This window comes from Aureispira sp. CCB-QB1, assembly GCF_000724545.1.
Lineage (GTDB): Bacteria > Bacteroidota > Bacteroidia > Chitinophagales > Saprospiraceae > Aureispira.
In genome coordinates this window covers 157,632-184,223 of sequence record NZ_JHBV01000031.1, presented here as the reverse complement: position 1 = coordinate 184,223, position 26,592 = coordinate 157,632, and the positions used below count along the sequence as shown (strand labels likewise).

Annotated in this window: 25 protein-coding genes; 15 read left to right on the top strand and 10 right to left on the bottom strand. The window is 36.4% G+C overall.

The window, feature by feature from the left end; translation table 11 throughout:
• Positions 1 to 7: 7 nt before the first annotated feature.
• Positions 8 to 829: a hypothetical protein gene (locus CG11_RS16715; protein ID WP_052597947.1), complete on the bottom strand. Its 822-nt coding sequence runs from the start codon at positions 827 to 829 to the stop codon at positions 8 to 10.
• Positions 830 to 1,128: 299 nt separating this feature from the next.
• Entirely contained in the window at positions 1,129 to 1,854 is a 726-nt protein-coding gene (locus tag CG11_RS16710) for a hypothetical protein (RefSeq protein WP_052597946.1), read from the bottom strand.
• A gap of 377 nt (positions 1,855 to 2,231) precedes the next feature.
• Between CG11_RS16710 and CG11_RS16705 the strand changes: the two genes are divergently transcribed.
• The 9 genes from CG11_RS16705 to CG11_RS16665 all read left to right on the top strand — a co-directional run bounded on the left by CG11_RS16705 (position 2,232) and on the right by CG11_RS16665 (position 9,999).
• A complete protein-coding gene (locus CG11_RS16705) occupies positions 2,232 to 3,227 on the top strand; it encodes a MoxR family ATPase (RefSeq protein ID WP_052597945.1) in 996 nt (331 codons plus the stop codon).
• 9 nt (positions 3,228 to 3,236) lie between these two features.
• Entirely contained in the window at positions 3,237 to 3,785 is a 549-nt protein-coding gene (locus tag CG11_RS16700) for a GNAT family N-acetyltransferase (RefSeq protein WP_052597944.1), read from the top strand.
• Entirely contained in the window at positions 3,786 to 4,463 is a 678-nt protein-coding gene (locus CG11_RS16695; RefSeq protein ID WP_052597943.1) for a hypothetical protein, read from the top strand.
• A gap of 190 nt (positions 4,464 to 4,653) precedes the next feature.
• Positions 4,654 to 5,328, top strand: a complete 675-nt coding sequence (locus tag CG11_RS16690; protein WP_052597942.1) for a hypothetical protein — start codon at positions 4,654 to 4,656, stop codon at positions 5,326 to 5,328.
• Positions 5,329 to 5,382: 54 nt separating this feature from the next.
• A complete protein-coding gene (locus CG11_RS16685) occupies positions 5,383 to 6,252 on the top strand; it encodes a DUF58 domain-containing protein (protein WP_052597941.1) in 870 nt (289 codons plus the stop codon).
• A 2-nt stretch (positions 6,253 to 6,254) separates the two neighbouring features.
• On the top strand, positions 6,255 to 7,226 hold the full coding sequence (locus CG11_RS16680; protein ID WP_052597940.1) for a hypothetical protein: 972 nt from the start codon (positions 6,255 to 6,257) through the stop codon (positions 7,224 to 7,226).
• Positions 7,227 to 7,230: 4 nt separating this feature from the next.
• Entirely contained in the window at positions 7,231 to 8,235 is a 1,005-nt protein-coding gene (locus CG11_RS16675; protein WP_052597939.1) for a VWA domain-containing protein, read from the top strand.
• A 10-nt stretch (positions 8,236 to 8,245) separates the two neighbouring features.
• Entirely contained in the window at positions 8,246 to 9,259 is a 1,014-nt protein-coding gene (locus CG11_RS16670; RefSeq protein ID WP_052597938.1) for a VWA domain-containing protein, read from the top strand.
• Positions 9,260 to 9,324: 65 nt separating this feature from the next.
• On the top strand, positions 9,325 to 9,999 hold the full coding sequence (locus tag CG11_RS16665; protein WP_052597937.1) for a tetratricopeptide repeat protein: 675 nt from the start codon (positions 9,325 to 9,327) through the stop codon (positions 9,997 to 9,999).
• A gap of 102 nt (positions 10,000 to 10,101) precedes the next feature.
• Here the strand turns inward: CG11_RS16665 and CG11_RS16660 are convergent, their stop codons facing one another.
• Positions 10,102 to 10,284, bottom strand: a complete 183-nt coding sequence (locus CG11_RS16660) for a hypothetical protein (protein WP_052597936.1) — start codon at positions 10,282 to 10,284, stop codon at positions 10,102 to 10,104.
• A gap of 510 nt (positions 10,285 to 10,794) precedes the next feature.
• Between CG11_RS16660 and CG11_RS16655 the strand changes: the two genes are divergently transcribed.
• The 6 genes from CG11_RS16655 to CG11_RS16630 all read left to right on the top strand — a co-directional run bounded on the left by CG11_RS16655 (position 10,795) and on the right by CG11_RS16630 (position 15,156).
• A complete protein-coding gene (locus CG11_RS16655) occupies positions 10,795 to 11,670 on the top strand; it encodes a DMT family transporter (protein WP_052597935.1) in 876 nt (291 codons plus the stop codon).
• A 26-nt stretch (positions 11,671 to 11,696) separates the two neighbouring features.
• The gene (locus CG11_RS16650) at positions 11,697 to 12,695 is read left to right on the top strand and encodes an ADP-ribosylglycohydrolase family protein (RefSeq protein ID WP_052597934.1); all 999 of its coding nucleotides are present in this window, start codon (positions 11,697 to 11,699) and stop codon (positions 12,693 to 12,695) included.
• 218 nt (positions 12,696 to 12,913) lie between these two features.
• Complete coding sequence (locus tag CG11_RS16645; RefSeq protein ID WP_052597933.1) at positions 12,914 to 13,144, top strand: thioredoxin; 231 nt, start codon at positions 12,914 to 12,916, stop codon at positions 13,142 to 13,144.
• Between the two features lie 64 nt (positions 13,145 to 13,208).
• Entirely contained in the window at positions 13,209 to 14,210 is a 1,002-nt protein-coding gene (locus CG11_RS16640) for a T9SS type A sorting domain-containing protein (RefSeq protein WP_063833130.1), read from the top strand.
• A 6-nt stretch (positions 14,211 to 14,216) separates the two neighbouring features.
• Positions 14,217 to 14,480, top strand: coding sequence for a DUF2024 family protein (locus tag CG11_RS16635; RefSeq protein WP_052597932.1), 264 nt, complete (start codon positions 14,217 to 14,219; stop codon positions 14,478 to 14,480).
• Between the two features lie 70 nt (positions 14,481 to 14,550).
• Positions 14,551 to 15,156, top strand: coding sequence for a MarR family winged helix-turn-helix transcriptional regulator (locus CG11_RS16630; RefSeq protein ID WP_052597931.1), 606 nt, complete (start codon positions 14,551 to 14,553; stop codon positions 15,154 to 15,156).
• Here CG11_RS16630 and CG11_RS16625 read toward each other — a convergent pair.
• The 7 genes from CG11_RS16625 to CG11_RS16595 all read right to left on the bottom strand — a co-directional run bounded on the left by CG11_RS16625 (position 15,153) and on the right by CG11_RS16595 (position 26,148).
• Positions 15,153 to 15,530, bottom strand: a complete 378-nt coding sequence (locus tag CG11_RS16625) for a hypothetical protein (protein WP_052597930.1) — start codon at positions 15,528 to 15,530, stop codon at positions 15,153 to 15,155. The genes CG11_RS16630 and CG11_RS16625 overlap by 4 nt on opposite strands.
• Positions 15,527 to 15,964: an OsmC family protein gene (locus tag CG11_RS16620; RefSeq protein ID WP_052597929.1), complete on the bottom strand. Its 438-nt coding sequence runs from the start codon at positions 15,962 to 15,964 to the stop codon at positions 15,527 to 15,529. The genes CG11_RS16625 and CG11_RS16620 overlap by 4 nt, the downstream gene beginning before the upstream one ends.
• 67 nt (positions 15,965 to 16,031) lie before the next feature.
• Complete coding sequence (locus CG11_RS16615) at positions 16,032 to 16,721, bottom strand: pseudouridine synthase (protein ID WP_052597928.1); 690 nt, start codon at positions 16,719 to 16,721, stop codon at positions 16,032 to 16,034.
• Entirely contained in the window at positions 16,721 to 17,488 is a 768-nt protein-coding gene (locus tag CG11_RS16610) for a DJ-1/PfpI family protein (RefSeq protein WP_052597927.1), read from the bottom strand. The genes CG11_RS16615 and CG11_RS16610 overlap by 1 nt, the downstream gene beginning before the upstream one ends.
• 51 nt (positions 17,489 to 17,539) lie before the next feature.
• A complete protein-coding gene (locus tag CG11_RS16605; protein WP_052597926.1) occupies positions 17,540 to 20,794 on the bottom strand; it encodes a GEVED domain-containing protein in 3,255 nt (1,084 codons plus the stop codon).
• Positions 20,795 to 21,375: 581 nt separating this feature from the next.
• On the bottom strand, positions 21,376 to 22,737 hold the full coding sequence (locus tag CG11_RS16600) for a transposase (protein ID WP_052597925.1): 1,362 nt from the start codon (positions 22,735 to 22,737) through the stop codon (positions 21,376 to 21,378).
• Between the two features lie 153 nt (positions 22,738 to 22,890).
• The gene (locus CG11_RS16595) at positions 22,891 to 26,148 is read right to left on the bottom strand and encodes a GEVED domain-containing protein (RefSeq protein WP_081909577.1); all 3,258 of its coding nucleotides are present in this window, start codon (positions 26,146 to 26,148) and stop codon (positions 22,891 to 22,893) included.
• Positions 26,149 to 26,592 lie beyond the last annotated feature (444 nt).

The following is a 26,592-nucleotide window of genomic DNA, read 5'->3' as shown; positions in this document are numbered from 1 at the left end:
ATTGAACTTAAATCCATGCTCCATCTTTTAATAAAAGCATTACATCAGGATATTCAAGGGTTATGTTCAAACGTTCTTTGAGCTTTTGATTGTCAATAATTTTAAAATCTCCTTTTTCTGCCTCTACTGTTGGAGGGGCTAAACCGATAGACTTTGCAGCCAATGGATAAAAGTCTTTCTTTAAAGGGTGCTCGTCTGAACAAGCATTAAACACATCTCCCCATACATCTTGCTCAATCAATTCACTTATTATCTTAATACAATCTATTCGATGAATTAAGTTGATTGGAGTACTTGCATTTTTAATATGCCCTTTTTTGGCAAAAAAACGACCAGGATGCCGCTCACCTCCTATCAATCCTGCCATTCGAACAACGGTCGTTTCAAAATATTGGCTCTCCTTCAAGAACTGTTCACTACGATATAAATAATGTGTTTTATTTTCACTTTTTTCATCTTCTGACACCCTTCTATTAATATTTGGATAAACGGAAGTAGAACTAATCAGCAAAACTTTTTGAATGTCAGATTGCTCTATCAAAGGGCGTAAACTTGCAAATTGCTCTTGATCTAATTCATCTCGATTTGGAGTAATATTAACAATCAAAATATCTGCCTCTAAAAACTTTTCGACCATCCCCTCTACTTTTCCACTTCGAACCTTAATCTGAAAAATGTTTTTGCCTAACTTTTTCAAACGTTGATAATTTTCATCCGAGGCAGTAGAACAATTGACAACGTAGCCTAATTGCTCCAATTCATCTGACAAAGGTTTTCCTAGCCATCCGCTCCCTAAAATACTTATCTTTTTGTGTTGATTTGGTATCATTTTACTTGTCTATACTATGATTCAAAGATTAATGCTGAAGGTATTTCAGTAATGATATTAATTTTTTGGATTAATCCCACAAACAACTATTAGAACTTCCTCATACAAGCAACTATTTTTTATTAAGCATACAGGCTAAAAAGTCTATAAAGGAATGCTAAAAAATAGCCATAAAGTTATTCATTAACATCGAAACCTATGGGATTCCTAAACAAGGGCAATAAATCTAAAAACCAAAAAGTCATCCCCCAAATTTTAGGATGACTTTTTTATACCTTTTACACTATTCGAAATCGTGTTTATCCTTCTGATTTAGCAGCAGACTCAGCAGCTTTATTGGCTGCATTTCTAGCGGCGCGTTCTGCCATTTTTTTCTCATACTCCAAGGCGCGACTATAAAAACTATAAAACTTACGATTCAGCTGTTCTACTGCTCTAGCTGCTCTAGGGCTATTAACCTGATTAATCCAAGATTCACGCAAAGCTACATAGTAAGGAAAAGGTTCTTCTAGTTTTTCTTCTAATCTTCGTACTCGAAGTACATCAAAAGGAAAATCAGCGCCACTCTTCTTATAATTTACAATAAATACATGTGGTGCCTGAATTTTTATTGATGGATCTATCTTTCCATCCTCCCCCAAAAACAGACCTTCTCGAACTCCTTGGTTTAAAGCTTTGCTACAAGTATCGTACATAAGATAAACAGGACAAAACGAAAAGGAGTCTCTAAACATGTTCCCAATTGCCTTGTTAAAATCATCTCGCACTTTCAAAGTACCTTCTAGTATAGCCTCCTGTCGTCTACGTTGTGCTTTTGTCAAGTTAGGATTCCGAAGATTCCGCTCCAAGATTTCAATTTTTCGTTGATTGGTTTTTAAACGAACAACCAGAGCTCCTTCCTTCAGGTCTTGAATAGATTTAAAGGCAAATTCTTTTTTTTCTTTTGTTAGTACAATATCGTCTCGTTGAGCATTAACACTACTCCCCAACATTAGTACGATTAATAACAAGATGCAATTTCTCATAACTCTAGTTTTCTGATAAAAATAATGTGCTCTTTGACCATTCAAAGAACAAAATGATAAATTAAAAGTAGTCTTAATTTGGTAGAATAGAAAGTTGGATGGACAGATTTGCTTTTTTAACGGAAAGTGGGGTGTGTAATAATCAGCAAAAATTAAACCAACTTAAAGCTAGCACTTACAATCTTTTTAGGAAAAATACGTCTTTATTTTTTCATAAAATCCGTACATTCGCAGTTAATGAATGTTAAATGCTAAGACCTTTCGTAACAATAGCTTACATTCACATCAAAATTATAATCCATTTGACTTAAGTCTTGTCATAGGCTTGATTTTGTCAAACCAAACAACTGTTTAAAACGTAAATAGAACTAAAGAACATGCAAACTTCAGCAGATATACAATTACTTCAAGAACAAATCGCTCTAGAAAGTCAAGTCATAGAACGCTTACTTGTTGAAACCAATAAAGTCATCATTGGTCAACAATATATGTTGGAACGTCTAATGATTGGATTGTTAGCTCAAGGACATATTCTTTTAGAAGGTTTGCCTGGATTAGCAAAAACCTTAGCTATTAATACTTTGTCGAAAGCTATTAGTGCCGATTTTCAACGCATACAATTTACACCTGACTTATTGCCTGCCGATATCATCGGTACGATGATTTACAATCAAGCTGAAAATGATTTTACAGTACGCAAAGGACCTATTTTTGCCAACTTTATTTTGGCAGACGAGATCAACCGAGCTCCTGCCAAAGTCCAATCAGCTCTATTGGAAGCCATGCAGGAACGCCAAGTAACCATCGGAGAAATTTCCTACAAACTACAAGAACCTTTTTTGGTCTTGGCAACTCAAAATCCAATTGAACAAGAAGGAACCTATCCTTTGCCAGAGGCACAAACAGACCGTTTTATGCTAAAAGCATCAATTACTTATCCTAATAAGGAGGACGAACGTGCAATCATGCGAATGAATATGGCAGGTAGTTTTGAGAAAATTAATCCTGTGGCAACTATTCAAGATATCTTATTGGCAAGGGAAACCGTCCGCAAAGTCCATATGGCTGAAAGTATTGAGCAATATATTCTAGATATCGTTTTTGCTACTCGCGAACCTAGCGAACATGGTTTGAGTGAAATTGCTCCTCTAATTTCTTTTGGGGGCTCTCCTCGTGCTAGTATTAACATGGCTTTAGCAGCCAAAGCACATGCTTATATGCGCAAAAGAGCTTTTGTCATTCCAGAGGATATTCGTGCGATTGCTCAAGATGTATTGCGTCATAGAATTGGCTTAACTTATGAAGCACAGGCTGAAAGTATAACCACAGAACAAATTATAGAAAAAATATTAAATACGGTTCAAATTCCTTAATCTGTAATTATGCGTGAGCTTTTTATCCTAAAAAATGGTACCTCTCTTTTGGTTCGAGAAGCGACATTACAAGATGCGCTCCCGCTAAATGATTTGGTAGCTCGAATTTTTGGTAGCTCGGATCAAGTATTGACTTCGCTAGAAGAGTTTGAAGCATCGGGGACTTTGCAAGCGCAATTAAAACGCATTCAGCACTTTTCGGAAGCGATTGGCAAGTGTATTTTTGTTGCCGAAATAGATCGTCAATTAGTGGGAACCATTGATTTTTGGAATGGATACAGAAAACGCATCGAGCATACAGGAGAGTTTGGAATGGGGGTTTTAGCTGAATACCGAGACCAAGGTATTGGAGCCTGTTTGATTCAAGTTCTTTTAAAATGGGCAAGTGCCAATCCTGTTATCGAAAAGGTAAAATTAGGAGTCTTTGCAACCAATTTGAGAGCCATTCATTTATATGAAAAAATGGGCTTTGAAGAAGAAGGAAGACGAGTCGCAGAAATCAAAATGGCTGATGGTCAATATCACGATGTCATTGAAATGTATAAAAATGTAAAATAAATGTCCAATTCAAAGCAGCAAGAGATATCAATTGAGGAAATTGAGCAATTAGATAAGTTTAGTAGCCCTATACAATTAATCAAGAAGGCACTTTCTTCTTTTTTTGTTGTTCTTATGATTGGTGCAGGTTTTCTAATCAACTGGATTTCTGCGCTTATATTCTTATTTGGCTACTTCAGCAGCACCTCTTGGCTTTGGTATATTTTAGGTCTGATTTTAATGATTGCTATTTTTCCTATCATTTATGTTTATTTTGCTTACTCTTATGGTCGTAGTGTTCTTTTTTGGGAAGCTTATAAAGAAGGGATTCGTCCAGTTGCTGCCAAGGTTTTTGGCAAAACCTTGGATAAGTTTCTAGTAGATAACCCTGAGGAGGCTGGCAGTATCAATGAAAATAACATTATTCAAGAAGTAGAAGAACGCAAAAAACATTTTTTGGAAAAGCTACCCGACTTTATTCGTGCTTATTTTCAGATTTTCTTCACGAGTGGAGATATTATAAAAATTGTCAAAGCACAACGCCAAACAGGAGCAGATAAAGCTGTTATTAAACAAAAAGCGATGACTAGCTTTTTTGAATCGTTAGATTTGCAAGTGTCTGAATTGATGGAACCTTCGTTAATTCCGTTTTTTATCGTAGGGGCAGCCAATTTAGTTTGTTTTTACTTTCTATTTTAATCAATAGTAATTAGTTAGCTACACTGCTACTACGTGGTATCCTCAACTAAGTTCATGGCTCTGGCTTTTGTGCTACTAACACAAACAAACTCGGCAAGCTTAGTTTTTCACCTAAGGCAAAACTATAACTCATTAATTATAAATTCGATAAAGTTTCCAAATAGCTATTGAATCAAAAAACTAAAATATTATGACCGACGAAATAGAACAGGTTAATATTGCAGTGGAGAAACTAGAAGCCGCAGAAAAAAATCCATTCCTTATTTTAAAGGCTGCACTATCCCATTTACCAGTCCTTTTACTAATTGGTTCTGGAGTGCTTCTAAATTGGGTTTTAGCCGTAGTATTTTTGGTTGGAAACATTTCAGTGGCACCTTTTACCACTATTTTAATTAGCCTACTATTTTTAGCTGTATTATTTCCCTTAGGTTATTGTTATGCAGCTTATTCTTATGGTCAACAAGTAGTTGTTTTTCAGGTTTATCAAGAACTGATTCGCCCTGTTTTGGGGAATTTAATTGGAAGGGTTCTTAACAAAATTCTTAAAGACGATACGGTACCTACAACCAACAACAATATACAAGAAGAAGTGCAGAAAGAAGCAGGTTCTTTTTTAGATAAAATCCCAGCGTTTATTAAAAATCGTTTGGCTATTTTTACAGTTATTAGCGATGTGATTCAGCTAGCAACAGAACGTTATAAAAATGACGATGGTAATAGTTCCAAAGAAACAGCAAAAAGCAATATCATTAATTATGTCTTTGAATTGTTAGATGCTCGTATGCAGAGTATTGCCAATCCTTCTTTGCAAACTTTTTTGATTATTGGTAGTATTAATATAGTAGCTCTATTCTTTATATTTTAAATATGTATTGTGAATTAAATAGTCCGTTTTAGGCAGACTAATGGTAAATAGATTATGACGATAACAGAATTATTAAAAAAAGTTCGCAAAATAGAACTCAAAACAAGGGGCTTGTCAAACCAAGTATTTTCGGGTACTTACAAAACAAGATTCAAGGGACGAGGTATGTCTTTTAGCGAAGTTCGTCAATATCAATACGGGGATGATGTTCGCAATATTGACTGGAATGTTACTGCTCGAACCAACGAACCCTATGTTAAAGTGTTTGAAGAAGAACGAGAACTGACTTTTATGCTCTTAATTGATATTAGTGGGTCTTCATTTTTTGGAACTACACAACAGAGTAAAATGGAAATTGCCACAGAAATTGCAGCTACTCTAGCATTCTCGGCAAGTGCCAACAACGACAAGGTGGGGGCTATTTTCTTTTCTGATAAAGTAGAGAAGTTTATTCCTCCCAAAAAGGGAAAACCGCATATCATGCGTATTCTCAGAGATATGATTTATGCCAAGCCTAGTCAAGCCAAGACGAACCTTAACGAACCTTTAAAATATTTAACCAATATTATCACCAAACGCTGCACGGCTTTTGTCCTATCTGATTTTATGTGTCAAGAATATGATAATGCCATCAAATTGGCTGCTAATCGGCACGATACCATTGGCATTCATCTGTACGATCCTTTGGAGGTTCGTATGCCCAATGTAGGTTTATTACCAACAGTAGATGCTGAGACAGGACAAACCAACTGGATTGATACTTCCTCCAAAAAGGTTAGGAAACAATACAATCAGTGGTATGATAACAACTTAACTTATTTCAAAAAAACTTTTTTGCGCAACAATGCTGATGTTATGAGTGTTGCTACCAATGCGCCTTATTTGAGTATTTTAATCAAATTCTTTAAAGAACGACGCAATTAAAGATGTTAAAACATTATTTCTTTTTACTGTTATTCTTATTTAGCTGTTCTTTGGGACTTGTTGCCCAAGATAAGGGACAGGCAAATATATTTATGGATAGTACATCTTTTTTGATTGGAGATCAAATTTCGATGGAATTGATTGTTAATATTCCTGCGGGTTATAATCCTACATTTCCACTAATCGATGAAATCCTAGAAAAAGAAAAGTTAGAAATTATTAGCCAACAAGAGCAAGAACTTATCAAAGGAAATCCGAACTATACCTACAAACAAAAATTCACTCTAACAGCATGGGAACCGGGCTCGTACCAAATACCCGCTCTTAAGTTTGCCTACAAAAAAAATGGTACCTTAGTAGAGTTCGAATCTTCTAGCTTAATGCTGAATGTTATTGCACCACAAGTAACGGGCGATAGTACTTACGTCGCAGATATAAAAACAATACTGGCAGAATCTCCCAATTTTTTGGATCAGCTATATGCCTTTTTTAAGCACCCTGTTGTTATTGCCTTGTGCATTTTACTGCTAGCATTTTTAGCTTTTTATGCCTTTGTTCAATACAAAAATAGGGCAAGAGCCATTGTTCCAAAAACGCCAGAAGAAATTGCTCTACAACAATTAGAATCCTTGCAACAAAGCGACTTGATTGCCCAAAAACGGTACCAAGAATTTCATACTCGCATTTCTTTTATATTGAGAAATTATTGCAATAATCGCTTTGACATTAAGGCATTAGAGCGCCCTGTGAGTGAGTTTTTGCCTAAAATAAAGCAACACCGCTTACTCAAGGATTCTCTTTACGAGGAATTTGAAACCGTTTTAAGACACGCAAATTTAATTAAATTTGCCAAAGCCTCGCCCTTAGATATTGCCAACCAAAAAGCCTTGAGCTTTGGTTTTGAACTAATTGAATCTGTACAAATAAAATTAGCAGAAGAAGCAGAACAACCTGTAGAAACACAAACGAATTAATTATATGTCATTTGGAGGAATAGAATTTGCCAATCCCTATTTGTTAGGTCTATTGATCTTAGTCCCATTGATGGCTTGGTGGTATTATAAAAAGCAAGATGAGTATGTTGCCGATGTACGGCTGTCATCAACCCAAGGTATTGCTGCTGCACAAAACTGGAAAGTAAAGGCTCGCCCAGTTCTTCAAGGACTGCAATTATTGGCTATTACAGCCTTGATCATTGCCTTAGCTCGTCCGCAAGTCGTGTTAAAAAAAGAGAATGTCAATGCAGAAGGTATTGATATTATGTTGGCTTTAGATGTTTCCGTTTCGATGCTAGCAAAGGACTTTGAACCTGATCGTTTAGAGGCTTCTAAAAAAGTAGCCGCAGATTTTGTGGAACAGCGCAAGCACGATCGTATTGGTTTGGTTGTTTTTGCAGGAGAGAGTTTTACTCAATGTCCCTTAACAACAGATCATAATATTTTACAATCGTTCTTATCGACATTAGAGTGTGGTTTGATTGAAAATGGGACGGCTATCGGAATGGGATTGGCTAACGCTAGCAAACGATTAAAGGATAGTGACGCTAAATCAAAGATAATTATTCTCTTGACAGATGGAGAAAATAATGCGGGATATGCTTCTCCTATGCAGGCTGCTGATGCTGCCAAAAAATTAGGCATAAAAGTATATACCATTGGAGTCGGCACCAAAGGACAAGCTCAAGTTCCTGTTGGACAACATCCTAATGGGCGTTTTATTTATGGTTGGCAGCAAGTACAAATTGATGAAAAGCTCTTGCAACGAATTGCCAAAGAAACAGGAGGAGAATACTTTAGAGCACAAGATATGGAACAATTGAAAGCTATTTATAGTAAAATTGATTTGTTAGAGCGCACTAAAATAGAAACGACAACAATAAGAAACTATCAAGAAAAATATCATTTATTTGTATTGCTAGCCATTTGCTGCGTGTTAATTCAAGTTCTACTAGCTAATACTTTGTTTAAAACTATCGTTCGCTAAAACAGTACCTATGTTACATTTTGAGCAACCCAATTATTTTTATTTACTACTCTGTATTCCTGTACTCATTGCATTGTTTGTAGGCATTACGCTACACAACAATCAACTTAGAGAACACTTCGGGGCACTGATAGGATTGGAACGACTTGCTCCTAATATTTCTCGTATCAAGGGACCTCTAAAATTTGGTATCCTTATGCTTGCTATGGCATTTTTGGTGGTAGCAATGGCCAATCCAAGAATGGGTAATAAAACCCAATCCGTCAAAAGAGAAGGAGTCGATATATTTATTGCAATGGATATTTCTAGAAGTATGTGGGCAGAAGATGTCAAACCAAATCGGATGGAACGTGCTCGTCAATTTGCCCAAAAATTGGTCAAAGCAGTACGAGGAGATCGAGTTGGATTGATTCTATTTGCAGGACACCCTTACTTACAAATGCCTCTAACAACGGATTACGCCGCCGCACAACTTTTTGTACAAACCGCTAGTCCTAAGTTAGATATCACACAAGGTACGGCTATTGAGTCTGCTATTGATATGGTGGTAGAATTGGGACGTAAAGAAGAACAAAAAAAACAACGTGCCTTGATTGTCATTACAGATGGTGAAAACCATGAGTTAAATGCCGTAGAAACTGCCAAAGAAGCCAAAACGAATGGGGTCACTACTTTTGTTGTTGGTGTTGGCACTGAATCTGGTGCACCAATTCCGATTAAAGATGCAGGCTATGCACAGTTTCAATTGGACAAAGACGGGCAAATTGTTCAAAGTAAAATGAACACAGATTTGATCAAAAAAATTGCCCTAAGTGGTGGTGGAAATTTTTACAAAGCCAATTCTAACCCAGATTTAATTATTGCCAAATTAGTCAACAAAATGGCAAAACTAGAAAAAACAGAATTTGAGCAACAAGAATTTGATGTTTATGAATCTTATTTTCAGATTTTCGTAGCGATTGCTTTAGGGCTTTTGATACTTGAATTTTTTATTACATACCGTAAAAGTAAATGGTTTCAATAATGGTTGTTAAAACTATTTTCAAACAAACTATCTTGCTTATTATTTTAATCTAAAACGACATTACAATGAATCCCCCCGATAACACATTTACCCTTGGAGATATTTTTTACACGCAACAGGAAGATAAATTCAATTTATTTAAATTGATAAAATTTGATGCTGAATTTAATACCTACCATGTCAAAATTTATGCTCCAGTCGCTAGTTTACCAGCAGTAGAAGAACTAGATAATTTGAGCGTCATTGCCTACCACGCTCCTATTGACAAAAACGGTTTTGAAAATCCGACGTTACTCTATTCTACGTCTATAGAAGATGAAGACTTGATTGGTTATTTAGAATATATTAAGCAAACTGGTAATGTCGATGAGGTTGTTCAATACGCTAGTAAGTATTATAAAGAAGCCTATCAATTGAGTAATCAAAAAAAACATGAAGAAGCGATTGGCAAATATTCTAAAGCCATCGAATTAATTCCGCATTTTTTTGAAGCAATTGACAATAGAGCCTTTTGCAAAATGGATTTAGGTCGTTGGAAGGAAGCCATTGAAGACTTTAAGCATTCTTTGGTTGTCAATCCCAATAGTTTTTTGGCTATTTTTTCTATTGGAGAATGCTATTTCAAATCCTCAGATTATGCACAAGCAAAAGATTATTTTGAACAAGCTATCCTCATCAATCCTGAGCATGAGTTACCTAAAAAATTTTTGGCTCAAACCTTAGAACAGCTAGAAGCGTAATCCTCCTAGAGCCTATGCCTAAAAATTGGGCATACGCTCTATTTTTAGTTCAAATTTTGGCTGGAAAATTCATGACAAATTAAACACTCTTTTTTACTTATCTTATGCACTAGTACTTCGAGTAGTTTTGAGCAAACCAATTCCCGAAGAGAAAAAGATAATCCCTAATATCAGACCAATCCATGCACTTGGTTCTGTAAACTCTCCAATAAAAAGCATAACAACACCAATAATTAATCCTATTGCTCCTACTCCTGTCAATATTCCTGCGATACTCTTTTTCATTTTCTTGTATTTATATAGGTTAATAATGTAATGATTATCACACCATCAAACATATACAGAACATACAAAATAGAGGATTGATAAGAAGTAAGTACAGATACCTACTCTACTGTTCCAACTATCCTTTGGGGATAATCATTACCATTTATAACATAAAAAACGCTCCATTGTTTGCTCTATTGTCAAGCTTTCCCTTTCTTAAACAAATACTTATCAACTACATTCTACAAAATAAGATGGAATTCAATGAAGAATCTCATGCCAATAAAAGAGGGCTATTTTTTTCTAATGGAAGAGAAAAGCAGAGGATAATGTCCTATCTCGATCATTTTTGATGATAAGTAAATAGACGCTTTCATTACAACAGGATTTATTCAATTCTGCATAAGTCATCTAATTAGTAGAATTTTAATACCTTGTTGACAATAGACAATAGTTCGTTGAAACCACGCAGTAGCAGCAAAGCTAACCAACGAGCTACTAAATAGAGTAGACTACTAAAATATTGTTATGAACAAAGGCAACCTCCTTAGAAACTTATTAGAGCTTAACTTAGCCATGCTTTTTATCAGTACATCAGGGGTATTAGGAAGGTATATCAATATGCCTAGTCCGATTGTCATAGAGCTTCGAGCACTCCTCGCCTGCATTGTGCTGTTTATTTTCTGCCAATGGAAAAAAGCTTCCCTGACCATTCAGCCCAAGGATAGAAAAACAGTTTTTATCAGTGGCATTCTGTTAGGTTTGCATTGGACGACCTATTTCTATGCCTTGCAGTTGTCAAACGTAGCAATAGGAATGCTTTCGCTATTTACTTTTCCAGCAATTACGGCCATTTTAGAGCCCATATTCTTAAAAACAAAAATTCTTGCCTTCCACCTTGTACTCTGTTTATTGGTATTGATTGGCATTTATTTTTTGGTGCCTGATTTCAGTTTGGAGAACAGTCAATTTAAAGCCGTTGGATTTGGAGTCTTATCAGCTGTCTGTTATGCCTTTCGCAATCTTATGATGAAATCTAAGGTTGATACCTACAATGGTTCTGTATTAATGGTTTACCAATTATTAACGATTGCTATATTGTGGGCTCCGTTTGTGGGAATATTAGACAATTCTAATTTGGTGAAGTATTTACCAGCCACTATTTTATTGGCTTTATTAACAACTTCTATTGGGCATACGTTATTTTTGTATAGTTTAAAAAATTTCTCTACGACTACCGCTAGTATTATTAGCTGCACTCAACCTATTTATGGTATATTAATAGGGCTCCTTATTTTGGGAGAAGTTCCCGAATTGAGAACCATTATCGGTGGAGTAATTATTATTTCAACTGTTTTGGCTGAAAGTTTTCGATTAAGTCAAATAGAACAACCAACCACTTAATTGCTTATTGATGAACCATACATATCATGAATCTTCAACATTTACTTATAGGAACGGCTATTGGAGATGCTTTTGGTGCTGGAGTAGAATTTCAAGATAGAGACTGGATTAGAGCTACCGTAGATTTTTCTTCTTTTGTCAATGCAAGGGCATCCATACCTGTCCCCCCAGAGCAAATAACAGCATTTACAAAAAACTATACTGCTTGGGATTATACCGACGACACGGAAATGACAATTGGCGTATTTAAGGCACTGGTTTCATCAGAAAATTTTTCAGAACAATTATTACTTCAAAAATGGGAAGAAGAATATAAAAAAGGGATCACCGAAAAAGGTTTTGGGAGAAATGGTCATGGTTCTATGAGTTGGTACTACTCAGGAGAAAAAACAATAGAAGAAATTCGCGCCTTTCAAAAAAATCGCCCCAATCCTGGCAATGCCCCTGCGATGAGAGCAGTTCCTCTAGGTTTAGTTTCCTCTACTTTGATCAATGCTTATGCCGCCATTAACGCCAAGGCAACTCATCCTAATATTCAAGCAATTTTAGCTAGCCAAGCTATTGCTAGAGCAGCAGAATACCTATTAAGAAAAAAAGGAAATGCTTTCAATATCATTCCTTATTGCTTGCAAACGATTGCTTTTAATCAAGGCTATTCTCGCTATTTGAGACAGGTAAATCAGCTGCCTGATTATGACTTGCTCACTTCCGAACACTTTGAAATATTATGTGGTTCGCAACCCATTCAAGCGCCCTATTTTTTAGCAGGTATCAAGGGCGTTCCTTCGGATTCAATGTATACAACTGGTTGTGTTTTGTATTTGCTTAAATATGCACAAAGCCCTTTTGATGCTCTTCAAAAATCAGTTTGCCTAGGTGGAGATGTAGACTCTGTTGCTTCTATTACAACAGGAATTTTAGCAGGCTGTCTAGGATTAGATAGTTTGCCTTCTTTCATGTTAGAATCGGTGGAAGGGCTCCCTTATTTAAAACAATTGGGACAACAATTTGCGACATTCTTTTAAATTCAACCAACAGTTAAACGGTTGGTCTAAGCTATCTATAACTACCTATTTTTATAACGTTTAAGCCTTCTTTCAGCTGCCTTAAACCACCCAATCTCAATCTTATTTAAAAAAATAATTGGCTTGGTTAATAATAAAAATTTCAAAATAATTTTTTTAATTAGGAATCCTAACTATATTTGTGCCAAGCAATATTGCTTCACTTAAACTAAACAATTATGAACAAGTCTATTTTTTATCACGCAGGATGCCCTGTATGTGTTTCAGCAGAGCAAGAAATTTTAAACTTAATTGCCCCTTCCAATGTAGAAGTTATCCACTTAGGCGAAAGCCCTTCTCAAATAACGGAAGCCGAGAAATATGGCGTACAATCTGTCCCTGCACTTGTTACCCCTAATGGCAATGTTCTGCACATTAATTTTGGAGCTTCACTAAAAGATCTAAAATAATTTCTTCATCCATATAGTTAGGACTACTAATTATATCTTAGCTATGCTTTTATTTTTAGAAACAATGAAACAACTACAAACTATTTTTGGATTATTATTACTATCCTTAACAACACTTTCTGCACAAGATTTTGAAATTAGCAATGTGTCTGTCACAAAAAATGCGGCATTACAACAACTCGTTTTTTCAATAGAAGTGCATGGAATTGCTGGCGATTCTGTTCCCACAGCCATAGGAGCTTTGGATGGTGCACCAGTACTTGGTTACGTTTTCCCTACCACGTTGAATGCTTATGATGTAGGATTTGATACAACTACCGGAATTGTTGCTCTAGCATTAACCTCTCATCCTGATTTTGACGATACGCCGCTTTGGGATGAAAACAATGATGCCAATTATTCGAATGACGGAATAGTTTGGCACCCTCATTGGGTATTATTAGTCAATGACACAAGCGTTGCAGGTGGTTTGGCGGTCAAAGCAACTTCTCTATCGAGTACTCTGCCTCCAACCAATCCAGGAATGCCGATGTATATGGATAGTCCAGGCTTCCCTGTTGTTCAATCAGGGCGTACGATTACTTGTACAGTTCCTTTGTACAGAGTAAACTACCAAGATCAATTTAATTACGATGGAGTCTCCGCATATATGCAAGTTAATACATCAGACAGCACTCGCCCGATGCTTGGTGTATACGAAGTTTTGGATATTGCATCGGGCAATTTAGGACTACCTTACTCGGTTGGGACACATAGCTGTGATACCCTTACTATGAATATTTCTCAACAAACGGGCTTGGGTTTAATCAATCCTTCTACGATCAAGGTTTACCCTAACCCAGCATCAACGGTTGTAAATTTAGAATTAGACCATACAATTAATTTAGGTGCATACTCCGTTCAAATATTTACCATATCAGGCATGCTAGCCTATCAAACAACCATCCAACAAACGAATACTACAATACCAGTATCGTCTATAGGAGCTAGTGGTACCTATACACTCCAAATTATAGACAACGCAACTGGAGATCTAAAAGATTCAAAATTAATCATTTTAAACTAACAATTTATGAAAGTTGCCGTATGGGATACCTATGTCAAGCGTTTAGATGGAAAAGTAATGCATTTTGATATTTTGGTTCCGAACGATTTGACAGACCAAGAACAAATCCTAACATTTGGGAAAGATTATTTAAAACAAAAAACATTTGAGACAGTAGATTTAAGCAGTAAAAGGTGTAACTTTTGTCATATAGAAGAAGCTACTCAAGAAATTGTACAAGGCATACAAACCAAAGGATATACAATTATTGAGTTAGAAAATTGCACCTAATTTTGACTTATATAATTAGGATTACTAACTTAGCCTGTAAGAAAATATCTTACAGGCAATCTTTAATTTTATGAAAAATAGTGCATTTGATTTATCGACTCAAAACAATGACTTTACAAGTAAAATTGTAGCTGGGCTAGAACGTGTTTCTGAAGTATTCAGGCTATTGCTATGGCAACATTCTAAGGTCATTGGTCTTAGCCCCATTCAAATTCAAATTTTAATGTTTGTAGAGTATCATGCTGAAGATTTGTGTAATGTCAGTTACCTTGCCAAAGAATTTAATGTTTCCAAACCTACCATTAGCGATGCCGTAAAAGTATTAAAGAAAAAAGAGCTCATTGACAAACATCCTTCTGCGATAGATAAGAGAGCCTATTCTATCGTTATTACTCCAGCAGGTCAAGCAATTATTGCTGAAGCAAAGCATTTTACGACGCCTATTTATAAACTAATAGGAGCCTTACCAGAACAAGAGCAAGAGCACTTATTCAATACCCTTAGTACCTTGATTCTCCGTTTGAATAAAACAGGTATTTTGGAAGTGCAACGAATGTGTTACAATTGCCAATTCTATACAAAAAATGAAGGAGATCATTTTTGCAATTTATTAAATGAAAAATTACTAAACACTGACATTCGCTTGGATTGTCCCGATTTTACAGTCAAACCTTAATCCATTCGATACAAACTCATTGATAGTGGCTTAGAACCATCCATTAACATTTTTAAATGCAAAGTATCTTGTTCTAATGTCATTTCTGCTTCTGTATTTCCTGGAGTTAACTCACTTTTAAAGATAACCACATTATCTTTTAATTCGTATGTACCAGCGCCTTGATGTCCAGGATTTCCAAAGCCAACATATTGACCATCTGCTTTAAATTCAATTCCATTCTCATTAGAAGGGTCTGAACTTTTGCTAATGTCTTTGTTATCTAGTACTGTTTTATATATTTTCCATTTGCCAATCAATGACTTCGCCTCTTGGCTGTTGTTGTTACAAGCTCCTAAAAAAAATAGGACTAGTATCCAGATCAATTGTTTCATTTTGCTAATGTTGTTTTAATGATAGTATCACTTGTTAATGTTTTATGCACAGGGCATTTGTCTGCTATTTTCATCAAGCGTTCGATTTGTTTTTCATCCAAATCGCCTGTTATATGAATGCGTCGATCTATGATATCTACTTTTGCAGAAGATTTCTCACAATCTATGCAATCTTGGTGATAATCCTTAGAATGACTCAACTCAACCACTACTTCCTTTAATTCCCATTCTTTTCTAGAAGCATACATTTTTAGCGTCATAGCAGTACAAGCGCCAAGGCTAGACAACAACAACTCATAAGGAGTAGGTCCCTCGTTATTTCCGCCAACTGATTGTGGTTCATCTGCTTTAAGATGATGCTGGTTAATGTCGATATCTGATGTAAGACCATTTTGCCCGATTGTTACTTTTACAGCGTATTGATTAGAAGCCATAGTTATTTTTATTAGATAAATTTAAATTAGCAATAGTACAACTAACTAGTATTGAGTGTACAATTAATTATTCCAATAACAACACCTCTTGCATCCGTAAAAACTCTTTGGGAAACGTGGCTTGGATTGTCAATTTTTGTCTAGTTACAGGGTGCTGAAGTTCTATTTTTTTGGCATGAAGCAACATAGTTATCATGTCCCATTTTTCTTTAAACAAACGATTCTGCTTGTTGCAACCATGCGGTCTATCTCCAACAATTGGATGTCTCAAATGGTTGCAATGTTTTCTAATTTGATGCATTCGTCCTGTCTTTGGATAAGCGGCAATGAGTGAATAACGAGAAGTTGAATGTTTGCCAAAAGGAATATTTAGTTCTGTCCTTTTTAAGCATTTAAACTCTGTCACTGCCTCCTGTATTTTTCCCCTATCGTTTTTCAAAGCATAATCGACCACCATTTCTTCAGGGAAATAGCCTCGAACAATAGCATAATACTCTTTTTTAGTTTGCTGGTGTTCTATTTCTTGTTGCAATAACCGAGTACTTTCCTTATCCAAACCAAAAATTAATACGCCTGAAGTTTTTCGATCCAAACGATGTACTGGGTAGACAAATTGCCCAATTTGATCTCGTAATAATTGCAAGGCAAACTCTTCTGCGTCATTAGCTATTGCACTGCGATGCACCAACAAACCATTTGGCTTATTGATAACAACCATACAATTATCTTGGTATAATATTTCTAATTTTTTGGTCATTACTCTTCGGCTACATTCAAATATTTCAAACCATTCAAATTCCAATCAATAACCAATCCTTTTGCCAGTTGATCGGCTACTTTTTTTCCATACAACAATTCACAAAGATAGAGAGAAGCTTCAAAAGATTTTGCTCCACCAGCTGAGGTAATAAATTTACCATCATGCACAAATAAAACATCTTCGTGGATGGTTAAATTAGGAAACATTTGGCGATAAGCAGCTATATCTGCTGGAAATGTTGTGGATGCTCGCCCCTCCAATATACCACTCTTGGCTAGAACAAATGCTCCATCACAATGAGACATAACATACATAGCCTTCTTGGACGTTTCACGCACAAAAGCCAACATTTTTTGATCGTTTAAATCACTATCCAAATGATGTTCAGCACTAGGCACTACCAAAATATCTATTGTTGGCAAACTATCCTCTAAATAATTAAAATCTGGAACAATGTGGATTCCCTCAAATGTTCTAACATAATCCGCCTTATTGGCAACGGTAAATACATTCATTGCTTGGATACTATCTCTAAAAATAGTGTGTTGAAAGATGTCAAAAGGTGCTGTCAACTCTGTATTGTAAACCCCATCCATAATTAAAAAAGCAACATTGTATCGCCCTTGCTTTAGATTGGGGTGTATCAATCGTTGTTGCTTTAATATACTTTCCCCTTTTACAGGCATTTCTGTACTTTCTTTTGGAGCGCTTTGACAACTCCCTAGTATAATCGTTGTTGTCAAAATGAATAGGCTAATTCTCATACTATGCTTTTAATCCTTTTCTTTAACTCAAATTTGATCCTTCGGTAAGCATTATTTTTTAATAATCTTATAGGTTCCCACCGTGTTATCCGCATATATTTTGATGACATAAACTCCTGCTGCTGCTCCCAACTTCAAATCCATTACTTGAGTTTGCTCAAATAGTTCTTGTGTTACTATTTTTCCTGCCACATCCATTATTTCTATTTTAACAGCATCATAAGTCCCCCCTAGATCTACCCTAAATATTCCTGTTGTTGGATTTGGATAAATTTGAACAGGTGTCGCAATCGTCGTTTTTACATCCAGACCAATCGGTTCTACAATAATCGTATAATCTTCAACCTCTCCATCTCCACCTGTCATACAAGCTGTTGGAGCAGCATTATACAAACAACCTACCCGCATTCTAGTTTTCCCAATAGCGGCATTAGCAGGAACTGCAATGGTTAAAGGCGATAAGATGGTCGCACCATTACCTGTATTTTGAGCAAATCCCAAATCATACTCTTCTCCAGCATCATCAAAATCAAAATCCTGATTCCAATCAATCCAAACTTTAGAATAAATGGCATAATTACCATCTGTATTCAAATTATTTCTCAGGTTATAACTATTGGACACCATAACACGTGCTGAGTCTGTTAAGGTATAATCTGTATAAGGTTGTGTTTTTCCAGAAGTACGCGCAATGCCTGCAAACTCTACCAATGTAATGCCTGTTCCGTAGGCCATATTTCCTTCGGAATAGCAATATTCCAAAGGTCGAACCGTATACATAAACTTATACGTTTCCGTTGTATCTCCATTTGATCCTACCGCATACACTTTAAAATAAAGCTTTGTTCCAGTAGGATAAATGGGCAATGGAGTAGCCGTTTTCCAAGTACTATCGACAATATTTGTCATCAATATGGTACTGTCGAAAGTAGGGTTGTTCGCCGACCATTTGACGTATACACTTGTCAGATTATTATTATAAGAAATTACGGAAGTAACATCTTGCAAAGATCCCATTTTTGGGGCTTCTAAAGTCGGAGGATCCGTAATGGTTGTGGTTAAAATCGCTGGAAAATCGTGACGCCCCACCAAGTGATATTCCCACAAACCTCTGCCCCATGTCGCGGCTCTCAAAGTATTGGCTCCATACTGGATTTCTAAATCTCGAACAGTTGTATTAGGCAAATTAGGATTATACAATACCCACGTATTTGAATTCATCGGTTTGTAATAGACACCGATCTCTGCCCCAACATAAATATTAGAAGCATCCGTATGATCAATAACAACAGTACGCAATGGCATATTACCTAAGTTGTAGGTAATGTTGGTCCACGTTTGTCCCATATCATGCGACAGGTATATTTTCTGATTATCTGCTTGATAACGATTATAGGTAACAACAATGGTATTGTCATCTTTAGGGTCAAAAGCCACATCAGTAATAGAATGCCCTGGCAAGCCTGCTGCAATGCTAGAAAAAGTCTGCCCTCCATCTTGTGATAGCTCTATAGCATCATTTCGAACCAAGATAATATTGTTTGAATTGTTCTCTGCAACAACACCTATTTTGATATTTCCATTAAAACTAGGTGTACCGACACTATACCATCCATCGCCAAATTCATCGGAAACATACAAACTATCCATACAATGATAGACTTTCATTTGTAAATTAGGGTCAAACATCAAAGGAGCTTGCCAGTCTCCATTTCCTCCCTCTGGTGAACCTATACCATTTCTAGATTGTCCTCCGTCTTGTGTCCGTTGGCGAGTTCCAAACTGCCAACTACCAATCATCCATTGATCATTTAAAGGTTGAACTATTGCTTCCATGCCATCACCTCCATTCCACTCAATCCAACCTGTATCAGCCAAGATACTCGTACCATTATCTTGAGAACCTGCCATCTGAACTTTCCAATTGGACTGACTAATCCCTACGGCATAAAATTCCCGAATACCTGTCCCATCATTCATTCGATACCAAGATGCCCCATTATCAGGGCTTTTACAAAAATAGCCATCTGTACCTGCATAAAAAACACCATTGATACATTCTGCTGTCCTCAAATCTGCATGTACATAGGTTGTGTCGGGCGCACTATTGGCCCAATCTGTTACTTGGGTAAAATTATAACCTCCATCTGAACTAGCATAAGTATCCAAATAACCATAGTACAAGTGCAAAGAATCCACATCTGAAACCGCAAAGCCATCACAGCTAGAAGGGGGATTGGTTAAAAAAGTAAAGTTTTGTCCTGCATCATCCGAACGCCAAACACCATTATCAGAAGCAAAATAAACACAATTGGGACAGACTGGTGTCACAGCAATAATTCCTTCAGCATCATTATTTCCTGCAATTGTAGCAGAAGGTGTAAACGTTAATCCCAAATCTGTTGATCGTAGGATTACAGATTGATTGGTTCCCCAGTAATACGTATCGTATAAGTAAATAATATTAGCACTATTGGGATGAAATTCAATATCCGTAATGTCGGTATTGGGTAACAATTGCGTCCATGTTTGTAGATTATCTGTTGAACGATACAAGCCTTTAGAAGTTCCCACAAACACTAAATCGGGAACAGTTGGATGATAAGCAATTTTATAAATTTGGTCATTATCCCCTAAGCCTCCCCAACTCAAATTTGTGGGATTAAAAGCCGTCAATGCCCACGTTGCTCCACCATCTCCTGATTGAAAAATTCCATGCGAAGAACCATTGGAAGCATTTCTAATATTAATTAAAATAGAATCGGCATTTGTAGGTGAAGCATCCATTGTATTTACCCCAGAAGCTACTAAAAAATCAGTTGTATTTTGCCAAGTAGCACCGCCATCTCCTGTTCTCCAAAATCCTCCACTTCTAGATCCCATGTACATTTGTTGTGTCTGATTAGGATTAACATAAAAGCACTCTACACGACCAATTCCTGGTGAATAATGCGTCGTAATGTTATTGGCATCATAGGGACCTAAATCATTCCATCCCATTGGATATAAATTTTCGGGCTGAGGATTGTTACTTAAAAAATCTTGATAAGCATGTTTCAGAAAGAAAGGATCTATATTTTTTCGATCGCCTGAAGGATAATAACGATCTTCGTTCCATGCTCTCCAGCGCTGATAGGCTTTCCATCCAGACCCTTTCCCCTTACTATGCGTTTCATAATACTTGTCTGCCGCTTTACAAACATCATAAAAATTGACATCCATATTGTTCATCAATTGTTTGTAATTTTGAGCCTGTAGGCTACATGCGTAACCAATTATAATTCCTAATAATAACTTATAATTCATAAGATTGCTGTTTATGTGGTGTATACAATCTTTAAGATATTAGTTTTTGGAGGTTTTCACAATATTTAAAACATTCATTTTGTACTGTTCATAAGGAATTTAAACATTTTTAGTTCGGAATAAAATCGATAATAAACATTCCTTAAAAAAGAAGAAATATGGGGTTTGAATCTTTACTTCATGAGTACTATACAGTTGATTATAAAAATTACACCACTTAACACCATAAAAAATTAATAATCAACAGATAAAACCTAACAAAGCAAACCAATACAAAGCTAGCATTTAGTTTTCTGTAAAAACCAAACAGCCAAACGATGAAGTAGCGCAACTAAACTTACGCCCTCTTGAGCGTAGTAAATAATACTCCACAAAGGATTCTTGATTCAAACCCCATAGCTAGGCATTCCCTGCACTAAAGGTCGAAGAAGCTCTTTCCAAATAATATTTGGAGGGAGCTTTTTAGATTTTGTAATCTCTTTCGCCTTTTATGACATACTTCCAATATTTTTAGCTAAAAAAGAGCAATTCATTCAAGTCAAGGCATAGTAATCCCACAGTGCAATGGGTATGCGACTTGATTAAGCTGCTTTTGGAGTGCTATTTTGAGGCGGCGCAGCTTTATTCTCCCTTATACGAGCGATTTTCATAGCTGCGGCAGTCCAAACGCCAAAAGCAATCCACAGTATTTCCGTTTTTGCTGTTTTGGCTCGAACTCTACCCAAACTGTAATGCATCTTTTGATTCCCAAAAGCGCCTTCCAAAACCGTAGACCTTTCTTTATCTAATGCTTTTCGAGCGACAGATTGGACAGCGTTTTTTTCTTGCTTCTTGGGGCGTCCCAATGGAACAAAGTTAGTAATAATGCCATTGGCTTTGCACCAGCGCCGATTTTCTCTTGTGGCATATATTTTATCTGCACCTAACATTTTTACCTTCTTGCGAATATATTGTTGGTGGAGACGAACGGTGGACTTCAATCTTGTTGATTCATTAAACGCATTGAATGATAAATGCTCAATCAGACAAAGCCCGCCTATTTCAAACATATGGGCTTTTACTCCAAACTCTACTCGTTTGGTTTCTTTTCCTCGAACGATAGGGCGAAGGTAGGGTTTGGCTAAAGAGATAATTCTATCTGCTCCAGCTGTTTCCCCCTTTTCATAAATCTCCTGTTGTTGCTCTAGTACCTTATAAATCACACCTAATCGCATTTGGAATTTTTCCTTCTGGGCGATTTCAGGGCTACATTGAACTATAATTTCAGTCAGTTGCCACAAGCCTTTCTCTAATAGATACAACAATTGTTTCTTGATCTTTTGGGTCTTTTTATAGCCTTTTTTCCGCCTTCTGGAATAGGCGCTATATCCTTGTTTTTTATCCTTATATTTTGAACGAGGCTTTCTGATACGATGATCTTTACATATGCTAAACATTGTCTCAAACACCCATTCACAGCATTCCCATAGCAATTTAGCATCGGTTGGAAAACGAACATGGCTCTCATAACAAGTCGCATCCATTAGACAAGATTGCTGGTCTGATAAATCTTCTTTCCAATGTTTTAGCAATATTTCTTGTAAGCCTTGAACATCCATGTATGAAGATAACCAACGACGCCATCGACCAACATAATCCTGGTCTTTTATCCGAGTATGTAAACCGAAATTGACTCCGCAAAATAACTGTAAGCTCCAATCTGTATTCACCCGAGCTATCAATTTGGCATCGCTTAAGTTTAGATATGATTTTAATATTTGAAGAGCTATCCCTCCTTGATCATTCATTATTCTATCTTTTCCTTTTTTCGGCAAAGCTGGAAAATACTGTGCTAAATCCTCAAGGGGAATACATTGATAAAGACGCCCTATGTCTGTCGATTTAAATATCTGCCACTTTAGGCTATTTTCAATTTCTGAGGCAAATAATGTTAACTGCGACATTTTATTTCGATATTGTAAGTGCAAAAATTTTGGTATTACCCCAATATACAGCTTTTTTCGAGCTTTTTGGGGTAATTCTTTTTATAAAAAAGCAGCTAAGAGATTGACTCTTAGCTACTTTTTTAATTTACGAACGCCCTAGATAAAAGTTCACTATTTTTTAACTATTTTATAAGTGCCTACCATCTCATCAGCATGTATTTTTAGCACATACACACCAGCTACTTCCCCCAAATTTAAATTCATTGTCTGCTTATTTTTGAAGGTTTTCGTATCAACTAGTTTGCCTGCGACATCCATAATTTGAATTTCAATGGACTCATAATATGCCCCCATATCTACACTAAAAGTTCCTTTAGTTGGGTTTGGAAAAATCTGGACAGGAGTTGTAATCGTTGATGAGACTCCTAAACCAACTGACTTTACAATAATAGTATAATCTTCTACTTCACCTCCTTCTTCAGACATACAAGCCGTTGGATTAAAATCTAAACAAGCCACTCTCATTCTAGTTTTTCCAATAGCAGCATTAGCAGGAACGGTAATCGGTAAAGGTGATACATCTGTTGGACCATTAAAAGTATCAACAGCTACCCCCATGTAGTATTCTTCTCCCACATCTTCAAAATCAAAATCTTGATTCCAATCAATCCAGACCTTAGCTTCAAAGATATTATCCCCATCTGTATTCAAATGGTTGGTCAATGTGTAAGTGTTAGATAACACAACTGTAGCAGAATCTGTCATTGTATAGTTTGTATAGGATTGTGTTTTTCCTGAAGATCGCGATATTCCCGCAAAATCTACGAAGGTAATTGCTGCTGCATCATACAACATACTACCACTTGCTGCACAATATTCCAAAGGTCGAACCGTATACATAAACTTATACGTTTCCGTTGTATCTCCATTTGATCCCACCGCATACACTTTAAAATAAAGCTTTGTTCCAGTAGGATAAATAGGCAATGGAGTAGCCGTTTTCCAAGTACTATCAACAATATTTGTCATCAATATGGTACTGTCGAAAGTAGGGTTGTTCGCCGACCATTTGACGTATACACTTGTCAGATTATTATTATAAGAAATTACGGAAGTAACATCTTGCAAAGATCCCATTTTGGGAGCTTCTAAAGTCGGAGGATCCGTAATTGTTGTTTTTAAAATGGCAGGAAAACTGTTCCGCCCCACCAAACTGTATTCCCACAAACCTCTCCCCCACGTTGCAGCTCGTATTGTATTCGTACCATACTGAATTTCTAAGTCTTCAATTGTCGTATTTGGCAAACTTGGGTTGTACAATACCCATGTATTTGAATTCATAGGCTTATAATATACTCCTATTTCTGCTCCAACATAAATATTAGAAGCATTGGTATGGTCAATAACAACAGAATGAAGAGGCATATTTCCTAAATTATAAGTAATATCAGACCATGTCTGCCCCATGTCATGTGATAAGTAGATTTTTTCGTTGTTTGATTGATAATGGTTATACGTCACTACAATTGTACTATCATTCTTAGGGTCAAATGCTACGTCTGTAATAAAATACAAAGGTAGTCCAGCGCCAATATTGGTAAATGTTTGCCCTCCATCTTGTGATAACTCTATTTCAGAGTACTGAACCACAACAATATTATCAGAGTTATTCTCGGCTATCGCAGCGACCTGAATGTTTCCCAAAAAACTAGGATTTCCAACAGAACGCCAACTTTCTCCGAATTCGTCTGAAACATACAAACTATCCATGAAGTGGTATACCTTCATTTGTGAATTAGGGTCAATAATTAAAGGTGCCTCCCATGCACCAGTACCTGCTTCTGGCGCACTAAGATTATCACCACTTGCTCCTCCATCATTCGTTCTCCGACGTCCTCCAAATTGCCAGCTACCAATCATCCACTGATCATTTAAGGGCTGCACAATAGCTTCCATACCATCAGCTCCATACCATTCGATCCAACCAGAATCAGAGAGTATACTGGTACCATTATCTTGTGAACCAGCAATTTGTACTTTTGAATTGGACTGACTAAGTCCGACCGAGTAAAACTCACGAATTCCAGTACCGTCGTTCATTCGATACCAAGACTGTCCATTATTCGGACTTTTGCAAAAATAGCCATCCGTTCCTACATAAAATACACCATTAATACATTCTGCTGTTCTCAAATCTGCATGTATATAGGTTGTATCTGGATTATTCCCTGTCGTCCATTCAGTTACTTTTGTAAAGTTATATCCTCCATCTGAACTCGCATACGTATCAACATCGCCATAACACAAATGTAAAGAGTCTACATCAGATACCGCAAAACCATCGCAATCTGAAGGTGGGTTAGTCAAAAAAGTAAAGTTTTGCCCTGCATCATCCGAACGCCACACACCATTATTAGAGGCAAAATAAACACAATTGGGACAGACTGGTGTAACCGCAAGAATTCCTTTAGCATCATTGTTTCCACCAATAGGAGCCGAGGGAGAAAATGTTAAACCAAAATCTGTTGAACGCAGTATTACAGACAGGTTACTTCCAAAATCATTTCCATCGTATAGATAAATAATATTTGCACTATTGGGGTGAAATTCAATATCTGTAATTCGTGTACCAGGTACCAAATTCGTCCATGTTTGCAAATTATCAGTTGAACGATACAAACCCGCATTTGTTCCTACAAACACCAAATTAGGAATAGTTGGATGATAGACAATTTTATATATTTGCCAATTATCTCCTACCCCACCCCAATTTAAGTTCGTTGAATTAAAAGCTGTCAATGTCCATGTTGCTCCTGCATCACTAGAACGATAAATCCCATGTGAAGCTCCATTGGAGGCATTTCGAATGTTGATGATCACAGAATCCGAATTAGTTGGAGAAGCATCCATTGTATTCACACCAGAAGCTAGCAAAAAATCAGTTGTATTCTGCCAAGTAGAACCACCATCCCCTGTTCTCCAAAAACCACCACTTCTAGATCCCAAATACATCTGCTGTGTATTATTAGGATTAACATAAAAACACTCTACTCGTCCAATTCCTGGGGAGTAATGGGTGGTAATATTATTGGCATCATAAGGGCCTAAATCATTCCACCCTGTTGGATATAAATTTTCAGGTTGAGGGTTGTCCCTCAAAAAAGCTTCATAAGCATGTTTTAGAAAATAGGGGTCTATATTCTTCCGATCTCCTGAAGGATAATAACGAGATTCATTCCATGCTCTCCATCGTTGATAACCTTTCCATCCAGAACCTTTTCCTTTACTGTGGGTTTCAAAATAACGATCAGCGGCTTTACAAACATCATAAAAATTGACGTCCATATCATTCATCATCCGTTTGTAGTTCTGAGCTTGAATACAAGAACTGCTAATCAAAATGCCCAGTAATAAGTGATAATAATACATAAGATTAATTAATTATGAGATTAATCAGTAATCGAACAAGCAAATATATAGGTGGAAAATTTAATCACATTTAATGTTCGTCAAACTATAGAATAGGAATATTAGCAAACAATTCACTTGGAACACTAAAGCAATTTTTTGATGAAGAGTGGTGCAAAAAAATGGAATTAACCTATAAATTATAGTGAACGGTTACTTAATACTAAATATATATATGTGTGTGTGCAGTTCACCATTCTCTAACTAAATAATTATCAAAAAGTCTGTTTATAACATTTATCCCAATACAGAAACTTGTATTCAACTACTTAGTGTATGGCGCTTATCAATTGTTAGAGTCGTAAAGTGATTTTAACTATTTTATGAAGAATATGATTTTATGTTGAACTGCTAACTTTAAAGTTCTTAATAATAATCAATAATGTCTTCTTCTAAGGAAAAGAA

Coding starts and splice junctions, on each gene's coding strand:
- CG11_RS16715 (WP_052597947.1), bottom strand. CDS start 829: ATGATACCAAATCAACACAAAAAGATAAGTATTTTAGGGAGCGGATGG.
- CG11_RS16710 (WP_052597946.1), bottom strand. CDS start 1,854: ATGAGAAATTGCATCTTGTTATTAATCGTACTAATGTTGGGGAGTAGT.
- CG11_RS16705 (WP_052597945.1), top strand. CDS start 2,232: ATGCAAACTTCAGCAGATATACAATTACTTCAAGAACAAATCGCTCTA.
- CG11_RS16700 (WP_052597944.1), top strand. CDS start 3,237: ATGCGTGAGCTTTTTATCCTAAAAAATGGTACCTCTCTTTTGGTTCGA.
- CG11_RS16695 (WP_052597943.1), top strand. CDS start 3,786: ATGTCCAATTCAAAGCAGCAAGAGATATCAATTGAGGAAATTGAGCAA.
- CG11_RS16690 (WP_052597942.1), top strand. CDS start 4,654: ATGACCGACGAAATAGAACAGGTTAATATTGCAGTGGAGAAACTAGAA.
- CG11_RS16685 (WP_052597941.1), top strand. CDS start 5,383: ATGACGATAACAGAATTATTAAAAAAAGTTCGCAAAATAGAACTCAAA.
- CG11_RS16680 (WP_052597940.1), top strand. CDS start 6,255: ATGTTAAAACATTATTTCTTTTTACTGTTATTCTTATTTAGCTGTTCT.
- CG11_RS16675 (WP_052597939.1), top strand. CDS start 7,231: ATGTCATTTGGAGGAATAGAATTTGCCAATCCCTATTTGTTAGGTCTA.
- CG11_RS16670 (WP_052597938.1), top strand. CDS start 8,246: ATGTTACATTTTGAGCAACCCAATTATTTTTATTTACTACTCTGTATT.
- CG11_RS16665 (WP_052597937.1), top strand. CDS start 9,325: ATGAATCCCCCCGATAACACATTTACCCTTGGAGATATTTTTTACACG.
- CG11_RS16660 (WP_052597936.1), bottom strand. CDS start 10,284: ATGAAAAAGAGTATCGCAGGAATATTGACAGGAGTAGGAGCAATAGGA.
- CG11_RS16655 (WP_052597935.1), top strand. CDS start 10,795: ATGAACAAAGGCAACCTCCTTAGAAACTTATTAGAGCTTAACTTAGCC.
- CG11_RS16650 (WP_052597934.1), top strand. CDS start 11,697: ATGAATCTTCAACATTTACTTATAGGAACGGCTATTGGAGATGCTTTT.
- CG11_RS16645 (WP_052597933.1), top strand. CDS start 12,914: ATGAACAAGTCTATTTTTTATCACGCAGGATGCCCTGTATGTGTTTCA.
- CG11_RS16640 (WP_063833130.1), top strand. CDS start 13,209: ATGAAACAACTACAAACTATTTTTGGATTATTATTACTATCCTTAACA.
- CG11_RS16635 (WP_052597932.1), top strand. CDS start 14,217: ATGAAAGTTGCCGTATGGGATACCTATGTCAAGCGTTTAGATGGAAAA.
- CG11_RS16630 (WP_052597931.1), top strand. CDS start 14,551: ATGAAAAATAGTGCATTTGATTTATCGACTCAAAACAATGACTTTACA.
- CG11_RS16625 (WP_052597930.1), bottom strand. CDS start 15,530: ATGAAACAATTGATCTGGATACTAGTCCTATTTTTTTTAGGAGCTTGT.
- CG11_RS16620 (WP_052597929.1), bottom strand. CDS start 15,964: ATGGCTTCTAATCAATACGCTGTAAAAGTAACAATCGGGCAAAATGGT.
- CG11_RS16615 (WP_052597928.1), bottom strand. CDS start 16,721: ATGACCAAAAAATTAGAAATATTATACCAAGATAATTGTATGGTTGTT.
- CG11_RS16610 (WP_052597927.1), bottom strand. CDS start 17,488: ATGAGAATTAGCCTATTCATTTTGACAACAACGATTATACTAGGGAGT.
- CG11_RS16605 (WP_052597926.1), bottom strand. CDS start 20,794: ATGAATTATAAGTTATTATTAGGAATTATAATTGGTTACGCATGTAGC.
- CG11_RS16600 (WP_052597925.1), bottom strand. CDS start 22,737: ATGTCGCAGTTAACATTATTTGCCTCAGAAATTGAAAATAGCCTAAAG.
- CG11_RS16595 (WP_081909577.1), bottom strand. CDS start 26,148: ATGTATTATTATCACTTATTACTGGGCATTTTGATTAGCAGTTCTTGT.